The following is a 23,371-nucleotide window of genomic DNA, read 5'->3' on the forward strand; positions in this document are numbered from 1 at the left end:
GAATTTATAATCCATGGATGATATTTGTTTAAATTTTTTTTAACTTCTAATTTTCTCTAATAGGTCGTTTAACTGATCAGCTTGCTCCGTGTCTATACTTACCTCTAAATCATTTACAATTGCTCTGGCTTGCTGCTTTAATCTTTTGCCTTCGGGTGTCAGTCTCACATAAACAACTCTTTGATCGTTAATGTTTCTTTCTTTTTTTATTAAACCTTTTTCCATTAATTTATTAAGAAGTCGTGAGGTATTTGGCATCCTGTCTATCAATCGATCTTTAATCAAGTTTACGGTTGCCGTTTGATTGGGTTGGCCATCAAGGATGCTCAGCGCATTGAATTGCTGTAGAGAGAGATTGGTTGGCTTTAAAGCGACTGCGATTTTGTTTAAAACCCAGTTAGAAGTAAAGATGATATTGGTGAGTGCCCTTTGCTTTGGGGTGACAAATTCATGTTTTAATTCCTGTTCGATTTTCATCATGCAAATTTAACATCCATGGATGCTAAATTTGCGTATGTAATGTCATATTTAAAAATAACAATAATGGAACTTAAGCAAAACAATCAGTCAATAGTATTAATAGCTTTTACAGCAAAGATTAAAAATCATGAAATTAATTGTCTTTTACAAATCTTAAAGAGCCGGCATCAGCATTTCGATAAATAGCATCTGAAAAGCTTGAAAAGATTTCAACTGTGTTATTATTCAATACAGTATATATCCTAAAAGAAACCGGGGTTTGCGCCCAGTTACCTCCTAATTCCGTGTAATAAGAAGTTGTTAAAAATACAGTTTCAGTGTTCCTGTTTTGAAACCCAGGGTTAGTACTTCGGTTCAAGTCTAGGAAATGTCCTGTGGCTGTAGCATTAAAACCACTCTCATTTTTGCTAATTATATTATTCCAGCTTGATGTAGCCAATAATTTTCTAGTCACTAACGATGAAGGAATATAATAACCGTATGTGTCTTTAGCCGATTGTCCCAGAGTTCCCAGTAAGTTGTTGTAATCTTCACGTGATGGCAATCTCCAGCCGGTCGGTAATGCAATCTCCCTGGCTTCATTAATAGTGTAGAGTCTACCAAATGAAGGATCGTTTGCGCCGTTGTTGTAATTTATGCCCCCCGTGCCATTATAATTAATGACGGTCCAGGTTTGGTTTCCTATAACAGCTGTAACATAATCACTGCCATTAATCGTAACTTGATTTTTTTGCCTTTAGTGGTTCTGGCTCAATTGCATCAATACTTGTAGAACAAGAAGTTACAAGTATTGAAAGCATTGTGAGCATGGAGAGCGTTAGGTTGAGAGATTGTTTCATTATTCTATATATATATATATATTAATGAATTTCCAGCTGCGAAAAAATACACCTAAATTAGAGTAGTTATTGCTGATGAATCTTCATTATTTTGCTGTTTCAAACAATTGAAGCATAGTTTGTTTTTTTTTAAGTTGATGAAGCTATCTTGATCAAATTCTTTGCTCCTGATGGTTTAATTAAAAAGTTTTTGTATTTGAATTCGTAAATTTCTTTAAATAAGGGTGTTGTTTGCGCTAATGATTTCGTTCATCAAAATAAGGGCATTATAAGTTAACAGAACTGACATTCCACTACACAAAACTGACAATCCAGTATTAAATACTCGTTTTTGGTGTAAATAACTTTCTTAAGGGTCTTTTTCTTATGTTAAATTTTACTCTTTAACTTTATCTATTTCTTTTTATAACATTTGAAAGCTTTTCTGTTTTGAGTTTTATTTTCTGTATATCAAGCGTTTAGTTATTTTTTAGGTTAAAAACTTCCTTTTTGTCAATTGAAATCGCTACTTTTTGTTTATTTTAACGCAGAAATTGTCTTTAAAAGAATTATGTTGCTATGAATGCTCCCGGTTTAAATGACTTGTTTGACTTAGAGTATTTTTTCGAATTATCGCCAGATCTTTTGTGTGTTGCAGGCTACGATGGTTATTTTAAAAAAATCAATTCAGCTGTTATTGAAACATTAGGCTATACTAAAGAGGAATTATTTTCAAGACCAATAAGCTCATTTATTCATATTGATGATAGAGACGAAACTTCCAGGACCCGGAACCTGATGTTAAAAGACAATCCGCTTATTAACTTTGAAAACAGGTACATCACAAAAAGTGGTGAAGTTGTGTGGTTAATATGGACATCCATCCTTATAAAACGCGAACAAGTAGTGTTTGCTATAGCTAAAAATATCACCTATAAAAAGAAGCTTGAAGAGTATAGAAGAATATCCAATATTTTAAGCAATTCAGCTAAAGGTAGAGCACAAGCCCAACAAGTTGACGATACGTTAACAGATTCTGAATATTCCCCAGCAGACCAGCTCTGGCTTTCTGATATAGAGACTATAGTTAGAAAGTATACTGGAAAAATTGAGCTGAATATTAATATGTTGAGTAATGAAATGGCTATTAGCGAAAGGCAGCTTTTTAGGCGTATTAAATCCATAATGGGAGTTACTCCCAACCAATATATCCGAGTTATCCGTTTGCAATTGGCCATGGAAGCTATTGAAACAGGTAAATATCGTACTGTAACTGAAATAGCACATGCAACAGGATTTAAAACACCAGCCTATTTCAGTAAAATTTTCAAAGAGATCTATTCCCTTAATGTAGGCGAATTGCTTTAAAAGTGGTAAACTACTCGATTTTCCTACTAGATCTACAAAAATATTAAACTATTAAGCAATAGTAAATTATTTGTTGCCACATGACTAATTTTATTGCCATATTTCTGACTAGAAAACTCAACTGTTGAGTTGAAAATAAAAAAGGAAAATCTAAAGGAGTAAATGAAACTTTTAGAAAGTATTCGTTTTTAAAACCACTTGCATACCTGGGAATTGGATATCTGCACGTTGTTCTGCCGTAATGAAAAACCTGGCAGGTTTGAACGGAGTTACTGCTTTTAATATTCCTTCAAGATTATTAGAAAAATAGCTGCTTATAATTTTTAACTGGCCTATGTTTTTTGTTCCAGTATTTTCAGTTTCCATCCAGACTACATATATTGGTTTTGGTGGTTGTAATCTTTGGGGATTAGCTAAATTAATGATTTTAACTTCCATCAAAAAGTTTCGGTTATTATCCTTTTCAATCTTTACATATCCTTGCGCAGCTGGAACAACGGCAGAATTAGTGAATTGTATTTTTTTTGAACAAGATGCCAAAGAAAAAATTATTAAAAAGAAAATAAACATATTCCCTTTGGAGTTTCTAAAATTAATAGCGTTCATATTGCTTCGTTGTTGGTTTTATTTTTTGAGACTATTTCTATAACTGCGTAAAGCTGAAATGGTTTCAAAAATTTGTTTTATAATTTCACCTGTCTGATAATATTCTTAATATTAAGTTCAATAATGTCGGTCATAGTTTTGCATTCCAGGTAATTTGTATCAGAAAAATACGTTGACATCCCATTCCTAAGCAGGATAATATTTTCTTCTGATGTAAGGGTTTCAGTGTTAGATACATCACGTAGGTCGGCTAGACGATGTCTTTCGCTTCGCACCCGATGCAAAATAGAAGACTTTTCTTCCTGTTGATATTGCAGATAAGTTTTGTCAGTTAGCTGATCCATGCACTTTTTTACATACGGAAAGTTTTCTTTAAAAAACTGTGGCTGATAAACTTTGATATTTCCTTCATAAAATTGTTGATCAAAATCAACCGCCCTGATTCTAAACTGTATGTCATCAAAGTCAGGTGTTATCTGCACCACAAAGTTATAAGCCCTCATATCGCCTAGTAACATTACTAAACAACGCTCGTTAAATTTTACAAATTCCTTAGCTATCCGAGTAGGATTAAACTCAGGTTTATGTAAGTAATCTTTGATAAAAGTATCTCCCGGAATGCCTGCTATATGTTCCTCAATCAATGTTTCTCGGTCTACTAAATAATTTACCTGGTTGGGAGATAAAATTTCTTCCATCTCTAAACCGTAAATTCTAGATGCATCCGCTCTTTTCACATAGAAATAATCGTAAACATCATTTAAACGGTTTACAATTCTTACCCGGAAAGGATGAGTATTTCCAAAACTGCAATATTCAATTCTATCTATATATTTATGCTGAACGATACGTAAATTACCAGAAGCCTTTAAATTAGCATAGATTACCTTTAGTCCATTATGTAGTTCTTCTATTTGGCTGCTGGCATAAATAGGTCCCTTCCATAATGAATCTTTTCCATATTTATCCATGATCGGATACGACTCATCAAAAAGTAACAAATCGTCATAGCTAATTGGCAGTTTTGAGTCCCGCTCATAGAACTTAAGATATTTTTGTAATGCAGGTGACACAGGAAATATCGGTTTCTTTAGCGCTATAGTAACATCATTTAATTCCATCAACGTGCAATTTAAACTCAATTTAGTGTTTTTCGCAATTATTTGCACTATAAACAATAAGGAGGGTGGCCCGCTAGCTGCCCATGGTAATAAAATAGTGTTATATAATACAAGTTTAACTGTAGAGACTACCTCCAATCCGGCTTAAATATGCCATAAAAGCCCTACCTTACCATATGGAATATCCCAAAGAAGGTATGGAACAAATCTTAAATCGTTTTTATGCCAATAGTTTTGCTATGCAAAAATCATCTTTAGATTCCATTACACATTGAAATTCTGTAAATTGCGCAAAAATTAGTTATGAGCGAGATAAATACAATCCCTGAATATAAAGATTTTAAGGAGTTTTACCTTAAAACTGTTCTTCCACTGAAAGAACAAAATCCTACCTTCCGTAGATTAGACGGGAAATTATTAGGGTCAACAAGAAACGTTACGGCCTACTTTTGGTATCTCGGCAAAAAATGGAGAGTTGATGCAGATACTTACATTGATAGGTTGAAAATCGCTTTTGATGAATTTGAAAAAAGCCCGGAGCCTTTTAAAATCAAACATACCCGCGATAGTAAAGGCGAGTGTCTTTTAATTAAAGGACAGCCTATAAGAAACAAAAAGTTTAACGTTTATAGCGTGGAAGTAAAATAAACATAGCAGTTCCCCCGGCTTTTATTCTGCTGAGGGAACCGCTGTATATTATAATTAATTAACTTTTATCTCTACCCTTCTGTTCAGGGATTTTCCTTCTTCTGTATCATTCGAACTTGCAGGTGCTCTTTGTCCGAAGCCTTTAATACTAAAGTTCGCTGCATCAATACCAGCATTCACTAAAAACGATTTTACTGAATTTGCACGGTCAATTGATAAAGACATGTTGTGATCTGCAGATCCTTCTGAAGAGGAGTGACCATTGATGATGTATTTCACTGAAGCATCTTTTTTCATTTCCACTACCGCCTGCTCTAAAATCTGAAATGAGGCAGTCTTTAATACCGAAGAATTAAATTCAAACAAAACATTGCTGAAATTATAGTCAGGCTTTTCTACTGGAGCAACGGGTGCTGGTGGTGGCGGTGCTGGTTTTTCTTCTGCTGGTGGTGCTTGCTTTGCTACCGGTGCCGGCGCTGGTTTAGTTGCCATTTTTTTAGTCTTACATGAATACATCGTTAAAGTCATTACTCCGATGAGGGCTGGTAACAATAGGGCTTTTGTGATTTTCATTTTTATATATTTGTTTTTAATGGTTATTAAGCTTGCAAGATCTTGATTATAAATTTTGTTTATTATAACAATAACATTACACTAACGCTCATTTAGAATGATAATACATATTGTTCGTGTTTTAACGCTTAATTTGTTTATATTCACAATAATACCGATTTATTGAAAAATAACTGCTCATTATCATAAAAACATATTGCCAATGGAAGACTTTTCAAATAGTGCCGTAATATGGTTTGGTTTAGGTTTGGCCTTTTTCCTCCTCGAATTTCTTATCCCTGGCTTTATCTTATTCTTTTTTGGCATAGGAGCATGGATCGTAGCTATACTCACACTTTTCACCGACTTATCCATCAATGTGCAGCTCCTTGTCTTTTTAGTCAGTTCTGTTATCAGCGTAATACTGTTCAGGAACTATGTGAAAAACAAATTGGGGAGCAGTAATAAATCACCTCAAATTTTAGAAGAAGAATATATTGGCAAAATTGCCCTTGCAGAAACCGCTATTGAACCAGGTTTAAATGGTAAAGTAGAGTTTAAGGGAGCATCCTGGGATGCTCAATCTGATGACACGATCGCAGTCGGAGAAAATGTCATGATTATCGAAACCCACAGCATCTTATTAATTGTAAAATCAACTAAAAGTATATGACAGCATCAACTATTATTCTCGTTTTTTTAGCTCTATTCTTGCTAATTGCCTTTTTTTCTACTTTTAAAATTGTACCCCAGCGCTCCGCCTTTATTGTGGAGAGATTAGGGAAGTACAGTCGCACCCTGGATGCAGGTTTTCACATCCTTATTCCTTTTATCGATAAAATTGCCTACAAACAAAACCTAAAAGAGCAGGCTATTGATGTAGCACCACAAATTTGTATTACTAAAGATAACATCGCTGTTGAAGTTGATGGTATTTTGTACCTTCAGGTACTGGATCCTCAAAAGGCTTCTTATGGTATTGATAACTATAGGTTTGCGGTTATACAGATTTCTCAGACTACTATGAGAAGTGTAATTGGTAAGATGGAACTTGATAAGACCTTTGAAGAAAGGGAAACCGTTAACGGAACTATCGTTGCTGCGGTGGATAAAGCCAGCGATTCATGGGGAATTAAAGTATCTCGTTATGAGGTAAAAAACATCTCTCCACCACAAAGTATCAGAGACTCTATGGAGAAACAAATGCGTGCTGAGCGAGAGAAACGTGCTTTGATTGCAGAATCTGAGGGTGATAAACAAGCTAAAATTAACCGCGCTGAAGGTGATAAGCAAGAAATGATTGCCCGTTCTGAAGGTGAGAAACAACGTAAAATTAACGAAGCCAGCGGTAAGGCTTCTGAAATTGAAATGGTAGCCGTGGCTACAGCTATCGGAATCAGGGAAATTGCCAGATCCATTAATGAAGAAGGGGGCATGAACGCGGTAAACCTGCGCATTGCAGAGCAATACCTTAACGAATTTGGTAAGCTTGCTAAAACCAATAATACCATGATTGTTCCTGCTGATCTTTCTGATATCGCCGGGGTAATCTCCAGCATCACCTCCGTATTAAATAAAACTAAAGCAGAGTTGCCAAGAGGTTAAAACTGCTTTAAGTATCAATAAGGGTAAGTATTGTTTTAGTCCGGTTATAGTTCGCACCTTAGCCGGACTTCATTCCGCTTATCCGCTACGAAGTCCGAACAAGGTACCTACCAAGTCGGGGTTAGCCCCGGGCTATTTATTAGCCATACTTCAACATTTTCTTCATAGGCCACCTGGCCGATAATGTAATTTTCTGTCTGTGCTTTTGCCTGAAAAAAAATAAAAGGAGGTATTTGAGGTAATGGTGCTGGTTAAATTTAGAATAATTCTAATTAACTTGTTGTGTATTTTTGTTATTTTCGCTTTATGTCATCACACCATATCGTAAAGGAAAAACAAGAGCCTGCATTGTACATACATCAGTTAGGTGATTTTAATGAAGAATATTTGGGTCAGCTGTTAGAATGGAGCCCAACTTTAATTGTAAACTCCACGGGATATGAAAAAATCGTTAGCCTGGGCTTAAAGGTTGATGTTGTACTCAATCCGGTTGAAAACCCAAGTTTCTTTCAGGAAAATACCAAAACAATTATGGGGCCTGGAGATGATTTTAATACGGTATTAAATTACCTTATCTCAGAAAAATATCCTGCAGTAAATATTATTGGAACGGAAAATAAACTCGCCGACCTGAGTTATTATATTCCTTTAATTGATTTGGTTTTATTTAATGCCACTAGGAAAACTTATGCTATTACTTCTGGTTTTAGAGTATGGCGACCTAAAGGAAGCATTTATTATATTGATGTGATCTCTTATTTTGAAACCAGTAATTTAAAGCAAAATGAAGGAGATGAGTTTGAGGTGATCAGCGATGGATTTGTGGAATTTATTTTTAACACCTCCTATTTATTAATCAGCGAAAAGTTATGATCTTACTGCGGATAGCTAAAGAACAGGATCTTGCAGTGATTGAGGAAATTGCTGCCATTACTTGGGAACCTACGTATGTGCCAATTATGGGCCGAGAGCAGGTAGACTATATGCTAGCGAAAATGTATAGCAAAGGCGCTTTACTGGGGCAATTAATGAAGGGGGATATTTTTCTTATTGCATCATTGAATGGAAAGGATGTTGGCTTTGCCTCTTACTCGGTGCTGGAGCATGGTGATCATGTTTATAAATTACATAAACTTTATGTGCTGCCAGAAATGCATGGTAAAGGACTGGGTAAATTTCTAATCAACGAGGTGATCAATAAAGTACGCCATGCCGGGGGTAAAAAGCTGCAGTTAAATGTTAACAGGGCTAATAAGGCCAAAGAATTTTATGAAAGTGCGGGTTTTAACATTAAAGAAACCGTCGACATAGAAATTGGCAACGGTTTCTTTATGAATGATCATGTGATGGAGCTGCCTATTGTTCCAATTTAGGGATTCTACTTGGGGTATCTATTCCCTTAATTATGCTAATGGCACTTTTAGCAATCGCCTTAATGGTAGATAAAACATTTTCTGCATCTAATGTGCTATACTCATCTGCAACCGTGTGGTAAAGCTTATCTATGTCAATTTGATCTGTGCTGATGGTATGCGCTGGCACACCCAAAGCGGCTAAAGTAGCATTGTCGCTCCTATAAAACAGGTTTTGCTGCGGATATGGATCTGGATGAAAGGTAAATGGACTGCCTTCTAAGTTTTTCTGTAAAATTTTTCCGAAATCAGATCTTTCAAAACCAGTAATAAAGGCTGCATTTTTTCCAAATTTGCTTTCCTTGCCTATCATTTCTATGTTGAACATGGCAGTAACATCATCGGGATTCAATTGCTCTGAAAAATAACGTGCCCCATAGCCACCAATTTCTTCTGCGGTAAAGGCCACGAAAACCAGGGTGCGTTCATTGTTATTTAGTTTCTTGTAGTACTTTGCCAATGCAATCATAGCTGTAGTGCCAGAAGCATTGTCGTCTGCACCATTGGCAATACTATCTTGGTTTACAGCAGTCATAATACCCAGGTGATCGTAATGCCCGGAAAACACGACCATTTCCTTTGCCTTAGATTTGCCAGGAATTATACCGCCAACATTATATAAGGGCATTTTGCTAACTAAATTTTTTAGGGATACCGTAAAATTGTTGGTAACCGTGTCCTGATTCAATATAAACACTAAAGTGCCTGTGTTTGCTTCTGTCAGGTTTTTTTCATCTACATAACTGCCGTTTTTTGTACGGTTCTTTAGCTGTTTAAAGTAGTCTGCAAATTTAGGATCCACCAATACCAATTGCTGTTTTTTGCTGCTGAGCAGGGCACGGTATTGCGTTATAAAAGACTGCTCTGGGTTCAACTTTATCCAACTAGCGCTGTTGGTATTGTCAAAATTCAATGACTCCGTTACATTACCAATGGCCAAAATGTTTTCTGCAGCTATATTTTTTCCATCTATCACAACTACTGCTGAAACAGGCTTAACCTGGTATTTGTAAAATGTTTGTCTGTAGCCTTTTAACCCTGGTAATGGTTTTAAGCCTATTTTTTTAAATTCGCCTTCAATAAAGGTGGCTGCACGGTCAATGCCAGGCGTAAAAGTAGCCCTGCCTTGCATTCCATCGCTGCTTAAAGTTTTGATCAGGCCATCTACATAGGCTTTGGTAATGATTTTATTGATGTCTTGTGCAGAAACCTGTGCCGATAGGAACAGGATTATGGAAGTGTAAAGTAGTTTTTTTATCATTATTAGTTTTTAAGTAGGTGCTTGCGTTTCTCTATTTCTGTATTTACACGGGTTTCCTGTATGCCATCGGTAACGTCTACCTCGTAATCCTTGTCTTTATCTGAAGTGTTTACCTGTGCATATTCTATATTCCCTATCGAATGGTCATAGGGGCCTCTGCTGCTCATCATTTTCACAAATACGGGTAAGCATTCAAAAAAAATGAATAGTAAGCCAATAAAAGTAACTGCTATGGAAGTATTCACATCACGGGTCCCATCGGGGTTATAACTGAGTTGTCCTAATGCCCAGTTTCGGTCGGCAAAACCAGCTAAACTCGTCAGACTGTCTAACTGTTTGCCTGTATATAAGCGTTCGGACATTAAGCCATCAAATTCTTTTCGATTGGCTATAAAGTTTTCCATTCGTCTGAGGTCAGAATTTAAAAAATCAAGGTTTATAGTCCTTTGCTGGAGTTCCATTTCCTTTCTTTTGGCATAAGGACCATAACCCATAACACCCGAGGTTTCGCTGGTTTTATTACCGAAAATTTCAAAATTCAACTTTTGTCGGTCCTCCTTAATCCCACTCGCGAGGGAATCCCTTTGTGTTTTTGCCTCTTGAAACTTGTTCAGCTCTATGGTATATTTTTTATTGAAAGAACTATTTAGGGTGTCAATTCTGCTGCGCTGACTGTTGACGTAGCTGATCTTTAAGCGTTCTTTGATTTCTTTGTCGAATATCTTTAACTCCAGTGGACGTGAAATAACGATGCCAATCATGATAGCCAACAGGATTCTGGGAGTTGCCTGGGCAATTTGTTGCCAGGTGGAGGCATTTTTGTTAATACTGGAGACAATGTAACGGTCCATGTTAAAAATAGCCAGACCCCATAGCAATCCGAAGAACAGCGCAAATACAATTGCTGCCGGATCGCCTTTGAATACGAAATACATGGCATATCCGCCAGATAATGCAGCAAATAAACCGGTGAAAAATATAGTAGCACCAATGCCAATATATTTATTGTGCTCCGTTGGGTGCTTTTCAAGGGTTTTTATATGTACTCCGGAACAAAACCAAAAAAAACGGGATAGTGAATTCATAATGAGTATCAAAATTAATGAAGACTTTTTATTAAACTCCTGGCAAAGGTAATTGTTACTGTAAAGGACTTAAAATAAATTCGTTATCGCGACATTTTTTAGACATTCTACTGCATTTATTTTAAATGAGTATATTTGATAAAATTTAACACAATGAAAGAAGTTACTGTACAAGAACTTAAACAGAAAATAGACAATAAGGAAGATTTTCAATTGATCGATGTTAGAGAGACTTTTGAATATGAAACTTCTAACCTTGAGGGAGAGAATATTCCATTGGGAGGTTTATTAATTGAAGCTGATAAAATTTTAAGAGATAAACCCGTTATTGTGCAATGCAGAAGTGGCAAAAGAAGTGCTGCCGCTATTATGCAATTAGAGCAAATGCATGGTTTTACTAACCTTTATAATTTAAAAGGTGGTATTATAGCCTGGCAGGAAGCTTTTGATCCTAACATGCCAGTTTACTAATATGAAGAAACAAATTGCCTTAAATGTTTTTTATACCTTGGGTATAATTGCCTCTTTTTTAGGCCTTAAATGGGGTTATGAGCAAAATAATTATTTTGCTCTTGGTCTTTTTGCCATAACGATTGTATTTTTCATTTATTTGAAAATCAAGCTGACAAAGGATTTCCGCCAGTCGCTTAGAGATAAAGCAAATCAGCCTTAATACCTTCCAGGCCCAGGCCTGGAAGATTTTTTAATATTATCTTTCCGTCTTTCAATTCGGGGTTATCAAATGGGTTGTTCTTTGTTAACCAGGGGCCATCCAAATCTGCCCAATCGCATAATGGAGCAAGAGCCGCAGCTGCCATTGTAGCACAAGAGGTTTCGCTCATGCAGCCAATTAAAATCTTCATTCCAAAACTTCTTGCCTTTAAAATCATCTGGTATGCTTCATACATGCCTGTACTTTTCATCAACTTGATATTGATGCCATGGTAAGCGCCCTTAAGGTTATCCATGTCTGCCAAGCGCTGCACGGCTTCGTCTGCCAGAATAGGGATCGGGCTCCTGCCTGTTAACCAAGCATTGCCGTCCAGATCTGACTTGTCCATGGGTTGCTCTATTAAAACTACGCCCTGGTCGTGCAGCCAATAAATGGTTTCAATTGCTTTTTTACGGTCCGACCAGCCCTGGTTAGCATCAACATAGAGCGGAAGGTCCGTTATGCTTCTGATGGTGTTAATCAGCTCTTTGTCGTTGTCTCTGCCCAGTTTAATTTTAAGCACTTTAAAACCTATAGCATCAGCTACTTTTTCTTTGATGACTTCTGGGGTGTCGATGCCGATGGTGTAAGAGGTAATTGGCATTTTTAAGGGGTCTGCACCATAAATTTCAGCACAGGATTTATTTAATACCTTCCCGTTAATGTCGTTCAATGCAATGTCTATTGCTGCTTTAATTGCCGGATGCCCTGGTGCAAGGCTATCCAGGTAATTCATGATCTCCTCAAAATTAAAAGGGGCTTTAACCCGGTTCCATTCTACTTTTTCCAAGAACTTTACCGCCGATTCATAACTTTCTCCCATGTAAGGTACCATCGAAGCTTCGCCATAACCCTCAAAATTCTCATAGTGTAGTTTTAAAAGTAACAATGGGGTACTGGTTCTTGAAAACCTGGCAATAGCAAATGGGTGTTTGAGCTCGAGATTAAAGGAGGTATAAGATGCTTGCATACGGCTGTAGTGGTTTAGTAATATCAACGTTAAAATAAGTAGCGCTGCAGCTAATGTAAAAATAATATGCCTAATATTGTTCTTTCTTATGAATAGCTCCATATACCAACCCTTCAAAAACTTTGATTTCAAGTTTAAAAACTGCTTTTTAAGTGGTGATATTTTTGATGCTCCACTTGTAGAAAGTAATGTGCTTCCAGACTGGTTATTGGCAGTGGCTAATTACAGCGGCACGGAGCAAATAAAACTGCTCGACGAAAGCGTAAGGTCTTATAACACGTTGAAAGTGCCTTGCAGTGCTGAACTTGTGGAAAAATTTATCCAGCCTCTGGAGTATAAAATAGCACAGGCTTTCGCTATTGGCTATAATGCTGTAGTTCAACTTCCTGAAGAAGATCTCTTTAAATGGATTGGCAAGTTCATGTACAGTTTGATTTATATCGAGATGAACGCCGCCATTAAACAGCAACAGCTGAGTGGTGACGGAATGAATATGTCGCAAGGTTTAATGCATAAATTTGGAAACCTGAATACCATGGTTCAAAGCATCTACCGCGACGTAGTTTATGAAGGTTTTACACCATGGTCTATCGTTGTAGTACCTTTAGTACAAACGGATCATTATTTTAGTTTCCGTGATGAGATTAACACCCTTACTTTTTCTTTAAAACTGAAAGATTTTGGCATCATTGCTTGCTTGCAAGATAATGGTACAAATAAGGTGTTTCACCAGGAATTACTAGAGGCCTTAAAGGGGCAGCCATTAACAGAACAGCAATATGAAGAGCTTTGTGCGCGGTTTTTCTACTCTGCCTATTTGTTTAACCGATTGCCCGAATATACCGTAATGCCTGTTGAGGGTACGGTTTATATCGATGCAATGCCTTTAAAGGGCGTGTTTAACAAACCCTTGTTTGATGTGTGGCAACATAAAACTTATGCACAGGTGTTAGAGAATTTCTGGAAACCATGGGGACAAACACTTTTTGAAATCATCAAGGATCCGACTGCCCCCATTAGTTTTTTTGATCCTCCTTGTTTACCAGAGGTTTAGTTTTAACCTATGGCCCCCATTAAAGCAGCAAAAAAGTGAGGAACAATTTGAGGTACTAAAATTACCGTAACCAATACTCCAGCTATTGCACCAAAAAAGTGTGCGTCATGGTTAATATTGTCTCTGGAGCTTTTAGACATGTATGCACAATAAATAAGGTATAATACACCAAATAAGCAAGCCCAAATAGGTATTGGAAGAGGGAAAATCATGAGGGTAGAAAAAGGGTAAAATAGGATGTAACTAAACAATACCGCAGAAACGGCTCCCGATGCACCCAGGCTATTATACCAAAAATCTTCTTTATGCTTCACTACAGTAGGCAGGTCGCTTAAGATTAAACCAAGAAAATAGATTAATCCAAATTGCCAGTGACCAATGGTGGCTTCTAATTTAAAGGCGAAAAAATAGAAAGTAAACATGTTGAAAATCAAGTGCATCCAGTTGGCATGGATCAATCCGCTGGTGATCAGTGTATAAACCTTATTTTTTCGGTAAACACTATAAGGGTGCAGCATGAATTTACCATACAATACCGTATCGTTGAAAGCATAAATACTAGTGACTATCGTGAAAATAAAAATAAGGGTAGCTACTGGTGTTTGGAGAAAAAATTCAATCATATTATTTTAAACTAAGGTTTAAGTTTTTTATAAATGCGCTATCAGCAAGCGCGGGTAAGTTTGTAATTAGTATCGCTTAAAGGTTTTATTTGATACGCCAATAGGGCCAAAATTATACTTTATGCCTAAGGTAATGTAGGTGAAAACATCCGGATTGCCATTTTTATAGCGTACAGTGGAAGAGTCGTAACCGTCTAATCCCTCGCCCAAAGTAATATTGCTCTGGTAATTTACATTGACCACATAACTGTATTGTCCGTATCTGTTAGGTATATAGTAATTTATACCCAGGTTTAAAGGGATGAAAATTTCTTTTGACGTTGGCATGTATACTTGCTCGGGAGTATTATTTTCGCGTTGCAGTTCAGTTACCCTGTTTTGTATGGCACCAACACCTGCACCAAGATATAAGCCTTTGATGTAATCAAAAAAAAGGCTGTTTTGGTAGTCTACGAATGCACCCAGGGAAACTTTGCCATTTGCACTGAGCGACCGGTAATTGTTTTTAAACTTGCGATTATATGCCTCCTGGTTGCTTTGGCCACCTTTTACTGTTCCATTCTGTATTTCAAAACCTAAACTCAGAAAAGGAGTAAAAGAAAAATCTGCTGTTCCATAAATGGCTTCTCCATAATTATGTTCTTGCAAGTCGGCATAAGACTTCGTAAAGCCTGCACCCCCGCCTAAGCTTAACTTGTAAAAATTAGACTGTGCGCATAGATTTAAAGAAAATGCGAGGAAGAAGCTGGTGAGTATTATTTTCAAATCTTTACCTTTATTTTTTTAAATTTATGCTAAATTATCACAATAATACAAAAACATTAGAAGAACGCTTTAAGAAGTACGTTCAAATAGACACGCAATCAGATCCTGATTCACCTACTACTCCATCTACGGAGAAGCAAAAGAACCTCGGAAAGGTGCTTGTAGAAGAATTATTGGCAATTGGGGTTGCAGATGCACACCTTGATGAACATGGATATGTGTATGCAACGATCCCTTCAACTACAACTAAAAAAGTCCCTGTCATTTGTTTCTGTTCTCACATGGATACTTCGCCGGATTGCAGTGGCTTAAATGTTAAACCGATAGTTCACCAGAATTACCAGGGTCAGGATTTGGTTTTGCCTGATGATGAAACTGTAATTTTAAAACAAAGTGAACATAAAGATTTGCAAAACCAAATCGGTAATGACATTATTACCGCCAGCGGTACTACTTTGTTGGGGGCAGATAATAAAGCCGGCCTGGCCGAAATTATGGAGGCTACTGCCTTTCTAATGCAACATCCAGAGATTAAACATGGCAAGATAAGGATTTTGTTTACCCCTGATGAGGAAATTGGAAGAGGGGTTGATAAAGCAGACCTGAAAAAACTGGAGGCAGATTTTGCCTATACCATTGATGGTGAAACATTGGGTTCTATTGAAGATGAGACTTTTTCTGCTGATGGGGCTATATTAACCATTCATGGCGTAAGTTCTCATCCTGGCTTTGCGAAAGGGAAAATGGAGAGTGCTATAAAAATTTTAAGTGCCATCCTGGACGCTCTGCCTAAAGATCGACTTACACCAGAAGCTACCAGCCAAAAAGAAGGGTTTATACATCCGGTAACCATGCATGGAAATGTAGAGCAAGCACAGGCACATTTTATTTTACGTGATTTTGATGATGTGCTTTTAGCTCAGCATGGGCAAACGTTAAAAGCTGTTGTAGAAAAGGTTCTAAAAGCTTACCCTAATTCAACATACGATTTGAAAATAACCGAACAGTACCGTAATATGAAGAAAGTACTTGCGCAATATCCTCAAGTAATGGAATATGGCGTTCTGGCTATTGAGAGGGCAGGTATAACTCCAAAAAGACAAAGTATAAGAGGTGGAACTGATGGTTCCCGTTTATCTTTAATGGGTTTGCCTTGTCCTAATATCTTTGCCGGTGAACATGCTTTTCATGGAAAACAAGAATGGGTTTCTGTGCAGGATATGGAAAAAGCAGTGCAAACAATTGTCAATATAGCTGTAATTTGGGAAGAGCATTCCTAAATATATTTTTATTCTTTCTGCGGATGTTTTCCTGTTCGCAGAAAGAGTTTTTTTAAATCAAGGTCAGCTTTGCCAGGTATTGGTCATGTTCGTCAGCCATTATTATCTCGCAATGCCAGCCCGAAGTTTTTGCGATGCTCAGTAACGTTGCTTGATCAACATATACCCATTTAAACCAATTTCCTCTATGCTGTTTATATTCGTAGCAAAAGGCAACTTCTCCGAAATAGGCGTTTACTGGGAATTGAATTTCCTGATAGAGGTAAGAGATATCGGAACTGTCGAAGATTAATTGGCCACCGGGTTTGATATAAGTTTTAGCCTTATTCAGGAAACTTTTAAATCCATTGATGGTTCCCGTAATGCCAATACCATTCATCATAAAGAGTAGGGTGTCATAGCTTGCGGCTTTTAAATCGAAGATGTTTTTTTCTATTGCGTCATCAACGCCCCTTTGTTTCATGATAGCAACTGCGGTAGTGGAAATGTCTAAAGCGGTTACTTTATATTTTCTTCCCTGTAGAATTAAAGCATGACTGCCAGCGCCAGCACCAATATCTAGCACATGTCCTTTGCAAAGCTCCAGCGCTTTTAACTCCAGCCCTGGCATGTCTTTTTCCTCTCTAAAAAAAAGGTCGACCGGCATTACCTCTTCTTCCCCGTAAGAATTATGTACCCAAAGGGTCTCTGTTGTGCCATTTAAAAAATGGTCTTGTAATGCCGCTCCCAAAATATCCATCGGCTAAAGATAAGGATGATCTTAAGAATTTTTCTTGTATTCGAGTCTTGTTTTTGGTAAACTATCTGGATAATTGTCGCGCACAAAGGCAATCATGTGCTCCCTGACATCACATCGAAGGTCATACACCTGCGAAGAATTGCGGGCGCTCATTAAAAAACGGACTTCAATGGTCGATTCTTTATTGTCTGTAACTTGCACCACATTGACCCTTTTGTCCCATAATTGATGAGGAGTGAGGACATTGGTTAACTCCTCTCTTAACAGAGGGATAGGAACGTTGTAATCCAGGTATAAAAATACAGTACCTAAAATCTCTGCAGAGACCCGGGTCCAGTTTTGGAAAGGTTTTTCAATAAAATAAGTGATGGGGAGTATAAGTCTGCGCTGGTCCCAGATATTAATCACCACATAGGTTAATGTAATCTCTTCTACTTTGCCCCATTCTCCCTCAACAATAACCACATCATCCATGCGGATAGGTTGCGTAAAGGCAATTTGAAAGCCAGCAAGAAGGTTTCCAAGAGATTTTTGCGCTGCAAAACCAATAATAATTCCTCCAATACCTACTCCTGTAAGTAAGCCCGTGCCAATTTTACGCATGCTTTCAAAGCTCAATAAAATGATAGCAGCGGTTATAATGATGATGAAAGAAATCGTAAACTTCCTAATGAACTGGAGCTGAGTTCTTATTTTTCTTTCTTTTAAATTGTCTTCTTTTTTTAAATCGTATTTAAGATGAAAATAATCCTCCAATACCCTGATGATTTGGATGAGCAGGATACAGAAATTGATAGTAAGTGCAATCTCTAATATCCTGCTGAGCTGAATACGATAGCTCAGGTCCATTTTCATAAAAGCAAAAGATGCATTGAGCAGAAGTAGAGGAATAAAAAAACCAACAGGTCTATTTAAGCGTTTGATTATGGAATTGATGACAAATGTTGCCCAATATCTGGAAAAAAGCAGGAATATTCTTTTTAAAATATATTTGATGATTATACCTATGGCGATGACAATAAAGCCTATGACTAGATTTTGAAAGAGGTGGGAAAAAGGAAAGCCAAATAATCGATCAAAATATTGCATAAATAAATTTGTACGGTGAAAGCAACGGCAACAATGATGTGCAGTGACTTAAAGGAGAAAGCAATAAAATAATGAAATTTATCGTGGAATGCCTAATGCTTAGTTTCTTGGCTAAGGCATTCCACAATTCGAAAATGTTTTAATTACGGGATGAGCCGTCAAATGAAAGGTAAGTTTCATTTAAAAACTATGCGGTTGCTTTAGCTATAGAATCTTTAACAGAGCTTGCTACGTCAGCTATTTTATCCTTAGAAGAATCAAGTATGTCGGCAAGCCAGTCTGTAACACTTTCTTTGAGGTCGTCACCTTTGTCTGTAGATAATATTAAGGCTACTGCTGCTCCTAAGGCAGCTCCTGCCAATAATCCCGCAATAATTTTAGTTTCTTTTGTCATTTTATTAAGTTTTGTGATTGTCAATATTAGGTGAACAATTAAAAGTGGATTTAGTTTTAGATCATTTGCGAATTTCAGCATACAAAGGATGCTTTTTTTGATTGGGGTAAGATTCTTTTTGACTAAGCATTTGATTATTAAAAGATTTCTATCTATCTTTGCAGTCCCTAAATTTTAGGGGTAATAATTGATTTATTAACAAATTAAATACAAGCAAGTGAATACGTTAAGTTACAAAACTGTCTCAGCCAATGCTAAAACTGTTAACAAACAGTGGGTTGTTGTTGATGCTCAAGGCGAGATTTTGGGGCGCTTGTCATCGAAGATCGCTATGATCATCCGTGGAAAAAACAAGCCAGATTACACCCCACACGTAGATTGCGGAGATAACGTTATCGTTATTAATGCAGACAAGGTTAAATTGACCGGAAAAAAATTCAGTGAGAAACAATATGTTTCCTACACAGGATATCCAGGTGGTCAACGTTTCATTTCTCCTAAAGAGTTAATGGCGAAACACCCTACACGTGTTATCGAAAAAGCCGTTCGTGGTATGTTACCTAAAACAAAATTGGGTGCTAAATTGTACACCAATCTTTTTGTTTATGCAGGTTCAGAGCATCCTCACCAGGCACAATCACCAACAACCATTACACTTTAATTAAAGGAAAAAAGAAATGTCAGTTACTAACACTTCAGGAAGAAGAAAGACTGCTGTTGCACGTATCTATTTAAAAGATGGCAACGGCGCCATTACCGTTAACGGTAAAGACCACAAAGTATATTTCCCTACATTACCTTTACAATATATCATAAACCAGGCTCAAGAAGTTTCTGAGTTGGTTGGACAATATGATATCAATGTAAATGTAGCAGGAGGCGGCATAAAAGGCCAGGCAGAAGCTATTCGTTTAGCGATCGCTAAAGCTATTGTTGAATTAGATGCTGAGAAAAAGCCAGCATTACGTGCTAAAGGGTTAATGACCCGTGATATGCGTATGGTTGAACGTAAGAAACCAGGACGTAAGAAAGCTCGTAAAAAATTCCAATTCAGTAAACGTTAATCTTAAGGAGACAACACAATGGCAAGAACAACATATCAAGACTTATTGGATGCAGGTGTACATTTTGGTCACCTTACCCGTAAATGGAACCCTAAGATGGCGCCCTACATTTTCATGGAGCGCAATGGTATCCACATTATAGATTTAAATAAAACTTTAACTAAAACTGAAGAAGCTGCTTCTGCGATTAAACAAATCGTTAAGTCTGGTCGTAAGATCTTATTTGTAGCAACTAAGAAACAAGCTAAAGAAATCGTTGCTGAACAAGCGAAAAAAGTAAACATGCCTTTCGTAACGGAACGTTGGTTAGGTGGAATGTTAACTAACTTTCAAACTGTACGCAAGTCGATCAAAAAGATGTCTAACATCGATAAGATGACTAAAGATGGTACTTATTCGATTCTTTCTAAGAAAGAGCGTTTAATGATCCAACGGGAGCGTATCAAATTAGAAAGTTTATTAGGTGGTATTGCGGACTTAAACCGTTTACCTGCTGCTATCTTTTTAATTGACGTTAAAAAAGAGCACATCGCTGTTAGCGAAGCGTTGAAATTAAACATTCCAACTTTTGCAATGGTTGATACTAACTCTGATCCTTCAAACATTGACTTTCCTATTCCAGCGAATGATGATGCAACTAAATCTATCTCTTTAATCACTGATGTTATCATCAAAGCAATTGAAGAAGGTTTAGATGAGCGCAAGCGTGAAAAAGACGACGAAGCTGAAAAAGAAGCTGTAGCTGCTAAAGCTGCTGCGGATGCTCCGGAAGTTAAAGAACCAGGCGAAAGAAAAAGAAAAGTAAATCCTGCTGCTACTGAAGAAGGTAAAAGCGAAGCGTAAATAATATGTGTTGGGTTGTGTATTGTGTGTTGCGGGTTTTTACTGACAACTATCAATGTACAACCCATCATCTTTTGATTAAAAATTAAAAACAAAACAAAAATGTCAGTACAAATTACTGCTGCAGATGTAAATAAATTACGCCAACAGACCGGTGCCGGTATGATGGATTGCAAAAAAGCTTTAACAGAAGCAAACGGCGATTTTGAAGCAGCCGTTGATTACTTACGTAAAAAAGGTGCTAAAGTTGCCGCTAGTCGCCAGGATCGTGATTCTAACGAAGGTGTTGTAATCGCTAAAGCAACAGCAGACGGAAAACGTGGTGTTGTTATTGAATTGAACTGTGAGACTGATTTTGTTGCTAAAAATACTGATTTCGTTGCCCTTGGTAACAAATTTGCTGATTTGGCAATTGAGAAAAACCCAGCCTCTTTAGAAGAATTATTGGCTTTAGAAATTGATGGTTCAAAAGTTTCTGACATCATTATTGAAAACACAGGTAAAATTGGTGAGAAAATTGGTATCTCTAAATTTGAAACTGTTACAGGTGAAAAAGTTGTTCCTTACATACACGGTAACTACCGTTTAGGTGTTTTGGTTGCTTTAAACCAAAATGTTCAAGGTGTTGAAGAAGCAGGTAAAGATGTTGCTATGCAAATTGCTGCAATGAACCCTGTTGCTTTGGATAAAGATGGTGTTGATTCAACTACTATTGAGCGTGAAACTGAAATCGCTAAAGAACAAATCCGTGCTGAAGGTAAACCAGAAGCAATGATTGAAAAAATCGCTGCTGGTAAATTAAACAAGTTCTATAAAGATAATACTTTATTAAACCAGGAATTTGTTAAAGATACATCTAAAGATGTTCGCAAATTCTTAAATGATACCGCTAACGGTTTAACTGTTACTTCATTTAAACGTGTACAATTAGGCGCTTAAGCTGATTGTTAGCTAATTAAAAAAAGTCCCTTATGGGACTTTTTTTATGTCCTATATTTACGTTATTATATTTTACACCTATATTTCTATGTTAGCCATCCGCAATTGTAAATTTTTCAAAAACTCCCAGTTAGTCATTGATCAAACTGTTTTAATTGATTCTGGTAAAATTCAAGCATTCATTACCGGTGATATCCCTACGGGCTATGCTATTATTGATGCAAAAGGCCAGCTTTTAACACCAGGATTTTTAGAATTACAGATCTATGGCAGTGGAGGGAATTTATTTTCTGCTTACCCTACCGTAGATACTTTGAAGCAAATGGATGCTGATTTAATCAGTAAGGGCACCACAGGTTTTCTGGCTTGTTTGGCCACCAATACCATGGAAGTGTTTTATGAAGCTATTACTGCAGCAAAAGCCTATAGAAAGGAAGCTAAGGGTTTCCTTGGTTTACATTTGGAAGGACCATTTCTTAATCCTAAAAGAAGAGGTGCCCATGTTGAAGCGTTAATTTGTAAAGCTTCGCTGGAAGAAGTAAAGAAATTGATAGCATTTGCTGATGGTACAGTAAAAATGATGACTATAGCTGCTGAGCTACAGGATGATGAAGTAATCCAATATTTGTTGGATCAAGGCATCATTTTGTCTTTAGGCCATAGCGATGCAACTTTTGAGCAGGCTACAGCAGCTTATAATAAAGGAATCAGTACTACAACTCATTTATTTAACGCCATGCCTTCGATACACCATAGGGCACCAAATTTGCCTATGGCAGTGTTTAATCATCCGACTGCAATGGCAAGCATCATTGCTGATGGTCAACATGTTAATTTTGAGGTGATCAAAATGAGTTATCAGCTGATGAAGGAACGCCTTTTTCTAATTACCGATGCCGTTACTGAATGTCAAATTGGGCCTTACCAACACCGTTTAAACGGCGATAAATTTATAACACCAGATGGTACTTTATCAGGATCAAACATTACCCTGCTGGATGCGGTCAGGAATTGTGTGAATCATTGTGCTATACCGCTTTCTTCAGCATTAGCAATGGCATCTTTACATCCTGCAAAAGCTATTAAAAAGGATGACCATTATGGATCAATCGAAGTAGGTAAAGCTGCAGATTTGCTGCTATTAAATGATGAATTAATTCTGCAAAAGGCATTTCTTGCCGGAGTTGAATATTTGATCACTAATAATTAAAACAAATAGCTATTTTTGAACTCATGAAGTATAAAAGGATCCTTTTAAAGTTAAGCGGCGAATCGTTGATGGGAGATAAGCAGTACGGTATTGACAATGAACGTGTTAAACAGTACGCAGAGGATATCAAAGCAGTGCATGCCAGAGGACTGGAAATTGCCATTGTGATAGGTGGAGGTAATATATTTAGAGGTTTGAGTGCAGAAAAGTCTGGTATGGACCGTGCGCAAGCAGATTATATGGGTATGTTAGCCACAGTTATCAATAGTATGGCCCTGCAGGATGCTCTTGAAAAAGTAGGCTTAAAAACTCGTTTGCTGACCGCAATTAAAATGGAACAAATTTGTGAACCCTTTATTCGCAGAAGAGCAGTAAGACACTTGGAAAAAGGCCGTGTCGTTATTTTTGGTGCTGGTACTGGCAATCCTTACTTCACAACAGATTCAGCAGCTGCTTTAAGAGCTATTGAAATTAAAGCAGACGTGGTATTAAAAGGTACCCGCGTGGATGGTATTTATACCGCTGATCCTGAAAAAGATTCTACAGCTACCCGATATTCTGAAATTTCATTCAAAGAAGTTTATGCTAAAGGCCTAAATGTAATGGATATGACCGCTTTTACGCTTTGTGAAGAAAATGAACTTCCTATCATTGTTTTCGATATGAATAAGTCAGGTAATTTTATGAAAATTGCAGAGGGTGAAGAAATTGGAACCCTGGTAAAAGTTTAGTT

General features: G+C 37.1%; 29 protein-coding genes. 16 read left to right on the forward strand and 13 right to left on the reverse strand.

The genetic code is table 11. The annotated features are described in order from the left end of the window. Positions 1–39: 39 nt before the first annotated feature. Positions 40–480: a MarR family winged helix-turn-helix transcriptional regulator gene (locus AAKU52_RS02050; protein ID WP_354329693.1), complete on the reverse strand. Its 441-nt coding sequence runs from the start codon at positions 478–480 to the stop codon at positions 40–42. A gap of 133 nt (positions 481–613) precedes the next feature. Further along, a complete protein-coding gene (locus AAKU52_RS02055; RefSeq protein WP_354330033.1) occupies positions 614–1,195 on the reverse strand; it encodes an FISUMP domain-containing protein in 582 nt (193 codons plus the stop codon). A 682-nt stretch (positions 1,196–1,877) separates the two neighbouring features. Here AAKU52_RS02055 and AAKU52_RS02060 point away from each other — a divergent pair. Further along, a complete protein-coding gene (locus tag AAKU52_RS02060; protein ID WP_354329695.1) occupies positions 1,878–2,666 on the forward strand; it encodes a helix-turn-helix domain-containing protein in 789 nt (262 codons plus the stop codon). Between the two features lie 171 nt (positions 2,667–2,837). Here AAKU52_RS02060 and AAKU52_RS02065 read toward each other — a convergent pair whose 3' ends face one another. Both AAKU52_RS02065 and AAKU52_RS02070 read right to left on the reverse strand, forming a co-directional pair. Next, positions 2,838–3,272: a hypothetical protein gene (locus tag AAKU52_RS02065; RefSeq protein WP_354329697.1), complete on the reverse strand. Its 435-nt coding sequence runs from the start codon at positions 3,270–3,272 to the stop codon at positions 2,838–2,840. A gap of 77 nt (positions 3,273–3,349) precedes the next feature. Further along, complete coding sequence (locus tag AAKU52_RS02070; protein ID WP_354329699.1) at positions 3,350–4,393, reverse strand: hypothetical protein; 1,044 nt, start codon at positions 4,391–4,393, stop codon at positions 3,350–3,352. Positions 4,394–4,696: 303 nt separating this feature from the next. On the opposite strand from AAKU52_RS02070, the gene AAKU52_RS02075 reads away from it, so the two are divergent. Next, the gene (locus tag AAKU52_RS02075; protein ID WP_354329700.1) at positions 4,697–5,041 is read left to right on the forward strand and encodes a hypothetical protein; all 345 of its coding nucleotides are present in this window, start codon (positions 4,697–4,699) and stop codon (positions 5,039–5,041) included. 54 nt (positions 5,042–5,095) lie between these two features. On the opposite strand, the gene AAKU52_RS02080 is transcribed toward AAKU52_RS02075, so the two are convergent. After that, complete coding sequence (locus tag AAKU52_RS02080) at positions 5,096–5,614, reverse strand: OmpA family protein (RefSeq protein WP_354329702.1); 519 nt, start codon at positions 5,612–5,614, stop codon at positions 5,096–5,098. A 202-nt stretch (positions 5,615–5,816) separates the two neighbouring features. On the opposite strand from AAKU52_RS02080, the gene AAKU52_RS02085 reads away from it, so the two are divergent. The 4 genes from AAKU52_RS02085 (at position 5,817) to AAKU52_RS02100 (ending at position 8,571) form a co-directional block, all read left to right on the forward strand. Further along, positions 5,817–6,266 carry an NfeD family protein gene (locus tag AAKU52_RS02085; RefSeq protein ID WP_354329704.1) on the forward strand — a complete coding sequence of 150 codons (450 nt, stop codon included), beginning with the start codon at positions 5,817–5,819 and terminating at the stop codon, positions 6,264–6,266. After that, complete coding sequence (locus AAKU52_RS02090) at positions 6,263–7,198, forward strand: SPFH domain-containing protein (protein WP_354329706.1); 936 nt, start codon at positions 6,263–6,265, stop codon at positions 7,196–7,198. Before AAKU52_RS02085 ends, AAKU52_RS02090 begins: the two co-directional genes overlap by 4 nt. Before the next feature lie 306 nt (positions 7,199–7,504). Beyond that, complete coding sequence (locus AAKU52_RS02095) at positions 7,505–8,071, forward strand: thiamine pyrophosphokinase (protein ID WP_354329708.1); 567 nt, start codon at positions 7,505–7,507, stop codon at positions 8,069–8,071. Then, positions 8,068–8,571 carry a GNAT family N-acetyltransferase gene (locus AAKU52_RS02100; protein WP_354329710.1) on the forward strand — a complete coding sequence of 168 codons (504 nt, stop codon included), beginning with the start codon at positions 8,068–8,070 and terminating at the stop codon, positions 8,569–8,571. Before AAKU52_RS02095 ends, AAKU52_RS02100 begins: the two co-directional genes overlap by 4 nt. Here the strand turns inward: AAKU52_RS02100 and AAKU52_RS02105 are convergent. Beyond that, positions 8,555–9,871 (reverse strand): M20/M25/M40 family metallo-hydrolase, encoded by a 1,317-nt coding sequence (locus AAKU52_RS02105; protein ID WP_354329712.1) that lies wholly within the window; start codon positions 9,869–9,871, stop codon positions 8,555–8,557. The genes AAKU52_RS02100 and AAKU52_RS02105 overlap by 17 nt on opposite strands. Before the next feature lie 2 nt (positions 9,872–9,873). After that, positions 9,874–10,956, reverse strand: a complete 1,083-nt coding sequence (locus tag AAKU52_RS02110; protein WP_354329714.1) for a DUF4407 domain-containing protein — start codon at positions 10,954–10,956, stop codon at positions 9,874–9,876. 153 nt (positions 10,957–11,109) lie between these two features. On the opposite strand from AAKU52_RS02110, the gene AAKU52_RS02115 reads away from it, so the two are divergent. Together AAKU52_RS02115 and AAKU52_RS02120 are read left to right on the forward strand one after the other, a co-directional pair. Then, a complete protein-coding gene (locus tag AAKU52_RS02115) occupies positions 11,110–11,427 on the forward strand; it encodes a rhodanese-like domain-containing protein (protein WP_354329716.1) in 318 nt (105 codons plus the stop codon). Position 11,428: 1 nt separating this feature from the next. After that, positions 11,429–11,629: a DUF6358 family protein gene (locus AAKU52_RS02120; RefSeq protein WP_354329718.1), complete on the forward strand. Its 201-nt coding sequence runs from the start codon at positions 11,429–11,431 to the stop codon at positions 11,627–11,629. Here AAKU52_RS02120 and AAKU52_RS02125 read toward each other — a convergent pair. Beyond that, entirely contained in the window at positions 11,604–12,638 is a 1,035-nt protein-coding gene (locus tag AAKU52_RS02125; protein WP_354329720.1) for a dipeptide epimerase, read from the reverse strand. The two genes, AAKU52_RS02120 and AAKU52_RS02125, sit on opposite strands and share 26 nt — an antisense overlap. An 88-nt stretch (positions 12,639–12,726) precedes the next feature. Between AAKU52_RS02125 and AAKU52_RS02130 the strand changes: the two genes are divergently transcribed. Continuing rightward, positions 12,727–13,692: a hypothetical protein gene (locus AAKU52_RS02130; RefSeq protein WP_354329722.1), complete on the forward strand. Its 966-nt coding sequence runs from the start codon at positions 12,727–12,729 to the stop codon at positions 13,690–13,692. Between the two features lie 2 nt (positions 13,693–13,694). Here AAKU52_RS02130 and AAKU52_RS02135 read toward each other — a convergent pair whose 3' ends face one another. Then, complete coding sequence (locus AAKU52_RS02135; protein WP_354329724.1) at positions 13,695–14,315, reverse strand: rhomboid family intramembrane serine protease; 621 nt, start codon at positions 14,313–14,315, stop codon at positions 13,695–13,697. 66 nt (positions 14,316–14,381) lie between these two features. Beyond that, positions 14,382–15,080 carry a hypothetical protein gene (locus AAKU52_RS02140; protein ID WP_354329726.1) on the reverse strand — a complete coding sequence of 233 codons (699 nt, stop codon included), beginning with the start codon at positions 15,078–15,080 and terminating at the stop codon, positions 14,382–14,384. 26 nt (positions 15,081–15,106) lie between these two features. On the opposite strand from AAKU52_RS02140, the gene pepT reads away from it, so the two are divergent. Beyond that, positions 15,107–16,360, forward strand: coding sequence for a peptidase T (pepT, locus tag AAKU52_RS02145; RefSeq protein WP_354329728.1), 1,254 nt, complete (start codon positions 15,107–15,109; stop codon positions 16,358–16,360). A 52-nt stretch (positions 16,361–16,412) separates the two neighbouring features. Here pepT and AAKU52_RS02150 read toward each other — a convergent pair whose 3' ends face one another. The 3 genes from AAKU52_RS02150 to AAKU52_RS02160 form a co-directional block, all read right to left on the reverse strand. Further along, entirely contained in the window at positions 16,413–17,099 is a 687-nt protein-coding gene (locus AAKU52_RS02150) for a class I SAM-dependent methyltransferase (protein ID WP_354329730.1), read from the reverse strand. A gap of 21 nt (positions 17,100–17,120) precedes the next feature. Then, positions 17,121–18,188 carry a mechanosensitive ion channel family protein gene (locus AAKU52_RS02155; RefSeq protein ID WP_354329733.1) on the reverse strand — a complete coding sequence of 356 codons (1,068 nt, stop codon included), beginning with the start codon at positions 18,186–18,188 and terminating at the stop codon, positions 17,121–17,123. Between the two features lie 187 nt (positions 18,189–18,375). Then, the gene (locus tag AAKU52_RS02160; protein ID WP_354329736.1) at positions 18,376–18,582 is read right to left on the reverse strand and encodes a YtxH domain-containing protein; all 207 of its coding nucleotides are present in this window, start codon (positions 18,580–18,582) and stop codon (positions 18,376–18,378) included. Positions 18,583–18,799: 217 nt separating this feature from the next. Here AAKU52_RS02160 and rplM point away from each other — a divergent pair, with 217 nt between their 5' ends. From rplM to pyrH, 6 genes are all read left to right on the forward strand, one after another. Then, the gene (gene rplM, locus AAKU52_RS02165; protein ID WP_339591181.1) at positions 18,800–19,243 is read left to right on the forward strand and encodes a 50S ribosomal protein L13; all 444 of its coding nucleotides are present in this window, start codon (positions 18,800–18,802) and stop codon (positions 19,241–19,243) included. Positions 19,244–19,259: 16 nt separating this feature from the next. Beyond that, on the forward strand, positions 19,260–19,646 hold the full coding sequence (rpsI, locus tag AAKU52_RS02170; protein WP_354329738.1) for a 30S ribosomal protein S9: 387 nt from the start codon (positions 19,260–19,262) through the stop codon (positions 19,644–19,646). A gap of 18 nt (positions 19,647–19,664) precedes the next feature. Next, a complete protein-coding gene (gene rpsB / locus AAKU52_RS02175; RefSeq protein WP_354329740.1) occupies positions 19,665–20,489 on the forward strand; it encodes a 30S ribosomal protein S2 in 825 nt (274 codons plus the stop codon). A gap of 102 nt (positions 20,490–20,591) precedes the next feature. Then, a complete protein-coding gene (gene tsf, locus AAKU52_RS02180) occupies positions 20,592–21,428 on the forward strand; it encodes a translation elongation factor Ts (RefSeq protein WP_354329743.1) in 837 nt (278 codons plus the stop codon). 88 nt (positions 21,429–21,516) lie between these two features. Next, positions 21,517–22,638, forward strand: a complete 1,122-nt coding sequence (gene nagA / locus AAKU52_RS02185) for an N-acetylglucosamine-6-phosphate deacetylase (protein ID WP_354329745.1) — start codon at positions 21,517–21,519, stop codon at positions 22,636–22,638. A 23-nt stretch (positions 22,639–22,661) separates the two neighbouring features. Further along, positions 22,662–23,369 (forward strand): UMP kinase, encoded by a 708-nt coding sequence (gene pyrH, locus AAKU52_RS02190; RefSeq protein ID WP_354329747.1) that lies wholly within the window; start codon positions 22,662–22,664, stop codon positions 23,367–23,369. The last annotated feature ends 2 nt before the right edge of the window (positions 23,370–23,371 follow it).

It is taken from the genome of Pedobacter sp. CG_S7, assembly GCF_040544395.1.
Taxonomy (GTDB): Bacteria; Bacteroidota; Bacteroidia; order Sphingobacteriales; family Sphingobacteriaceae; genus Pedobacter.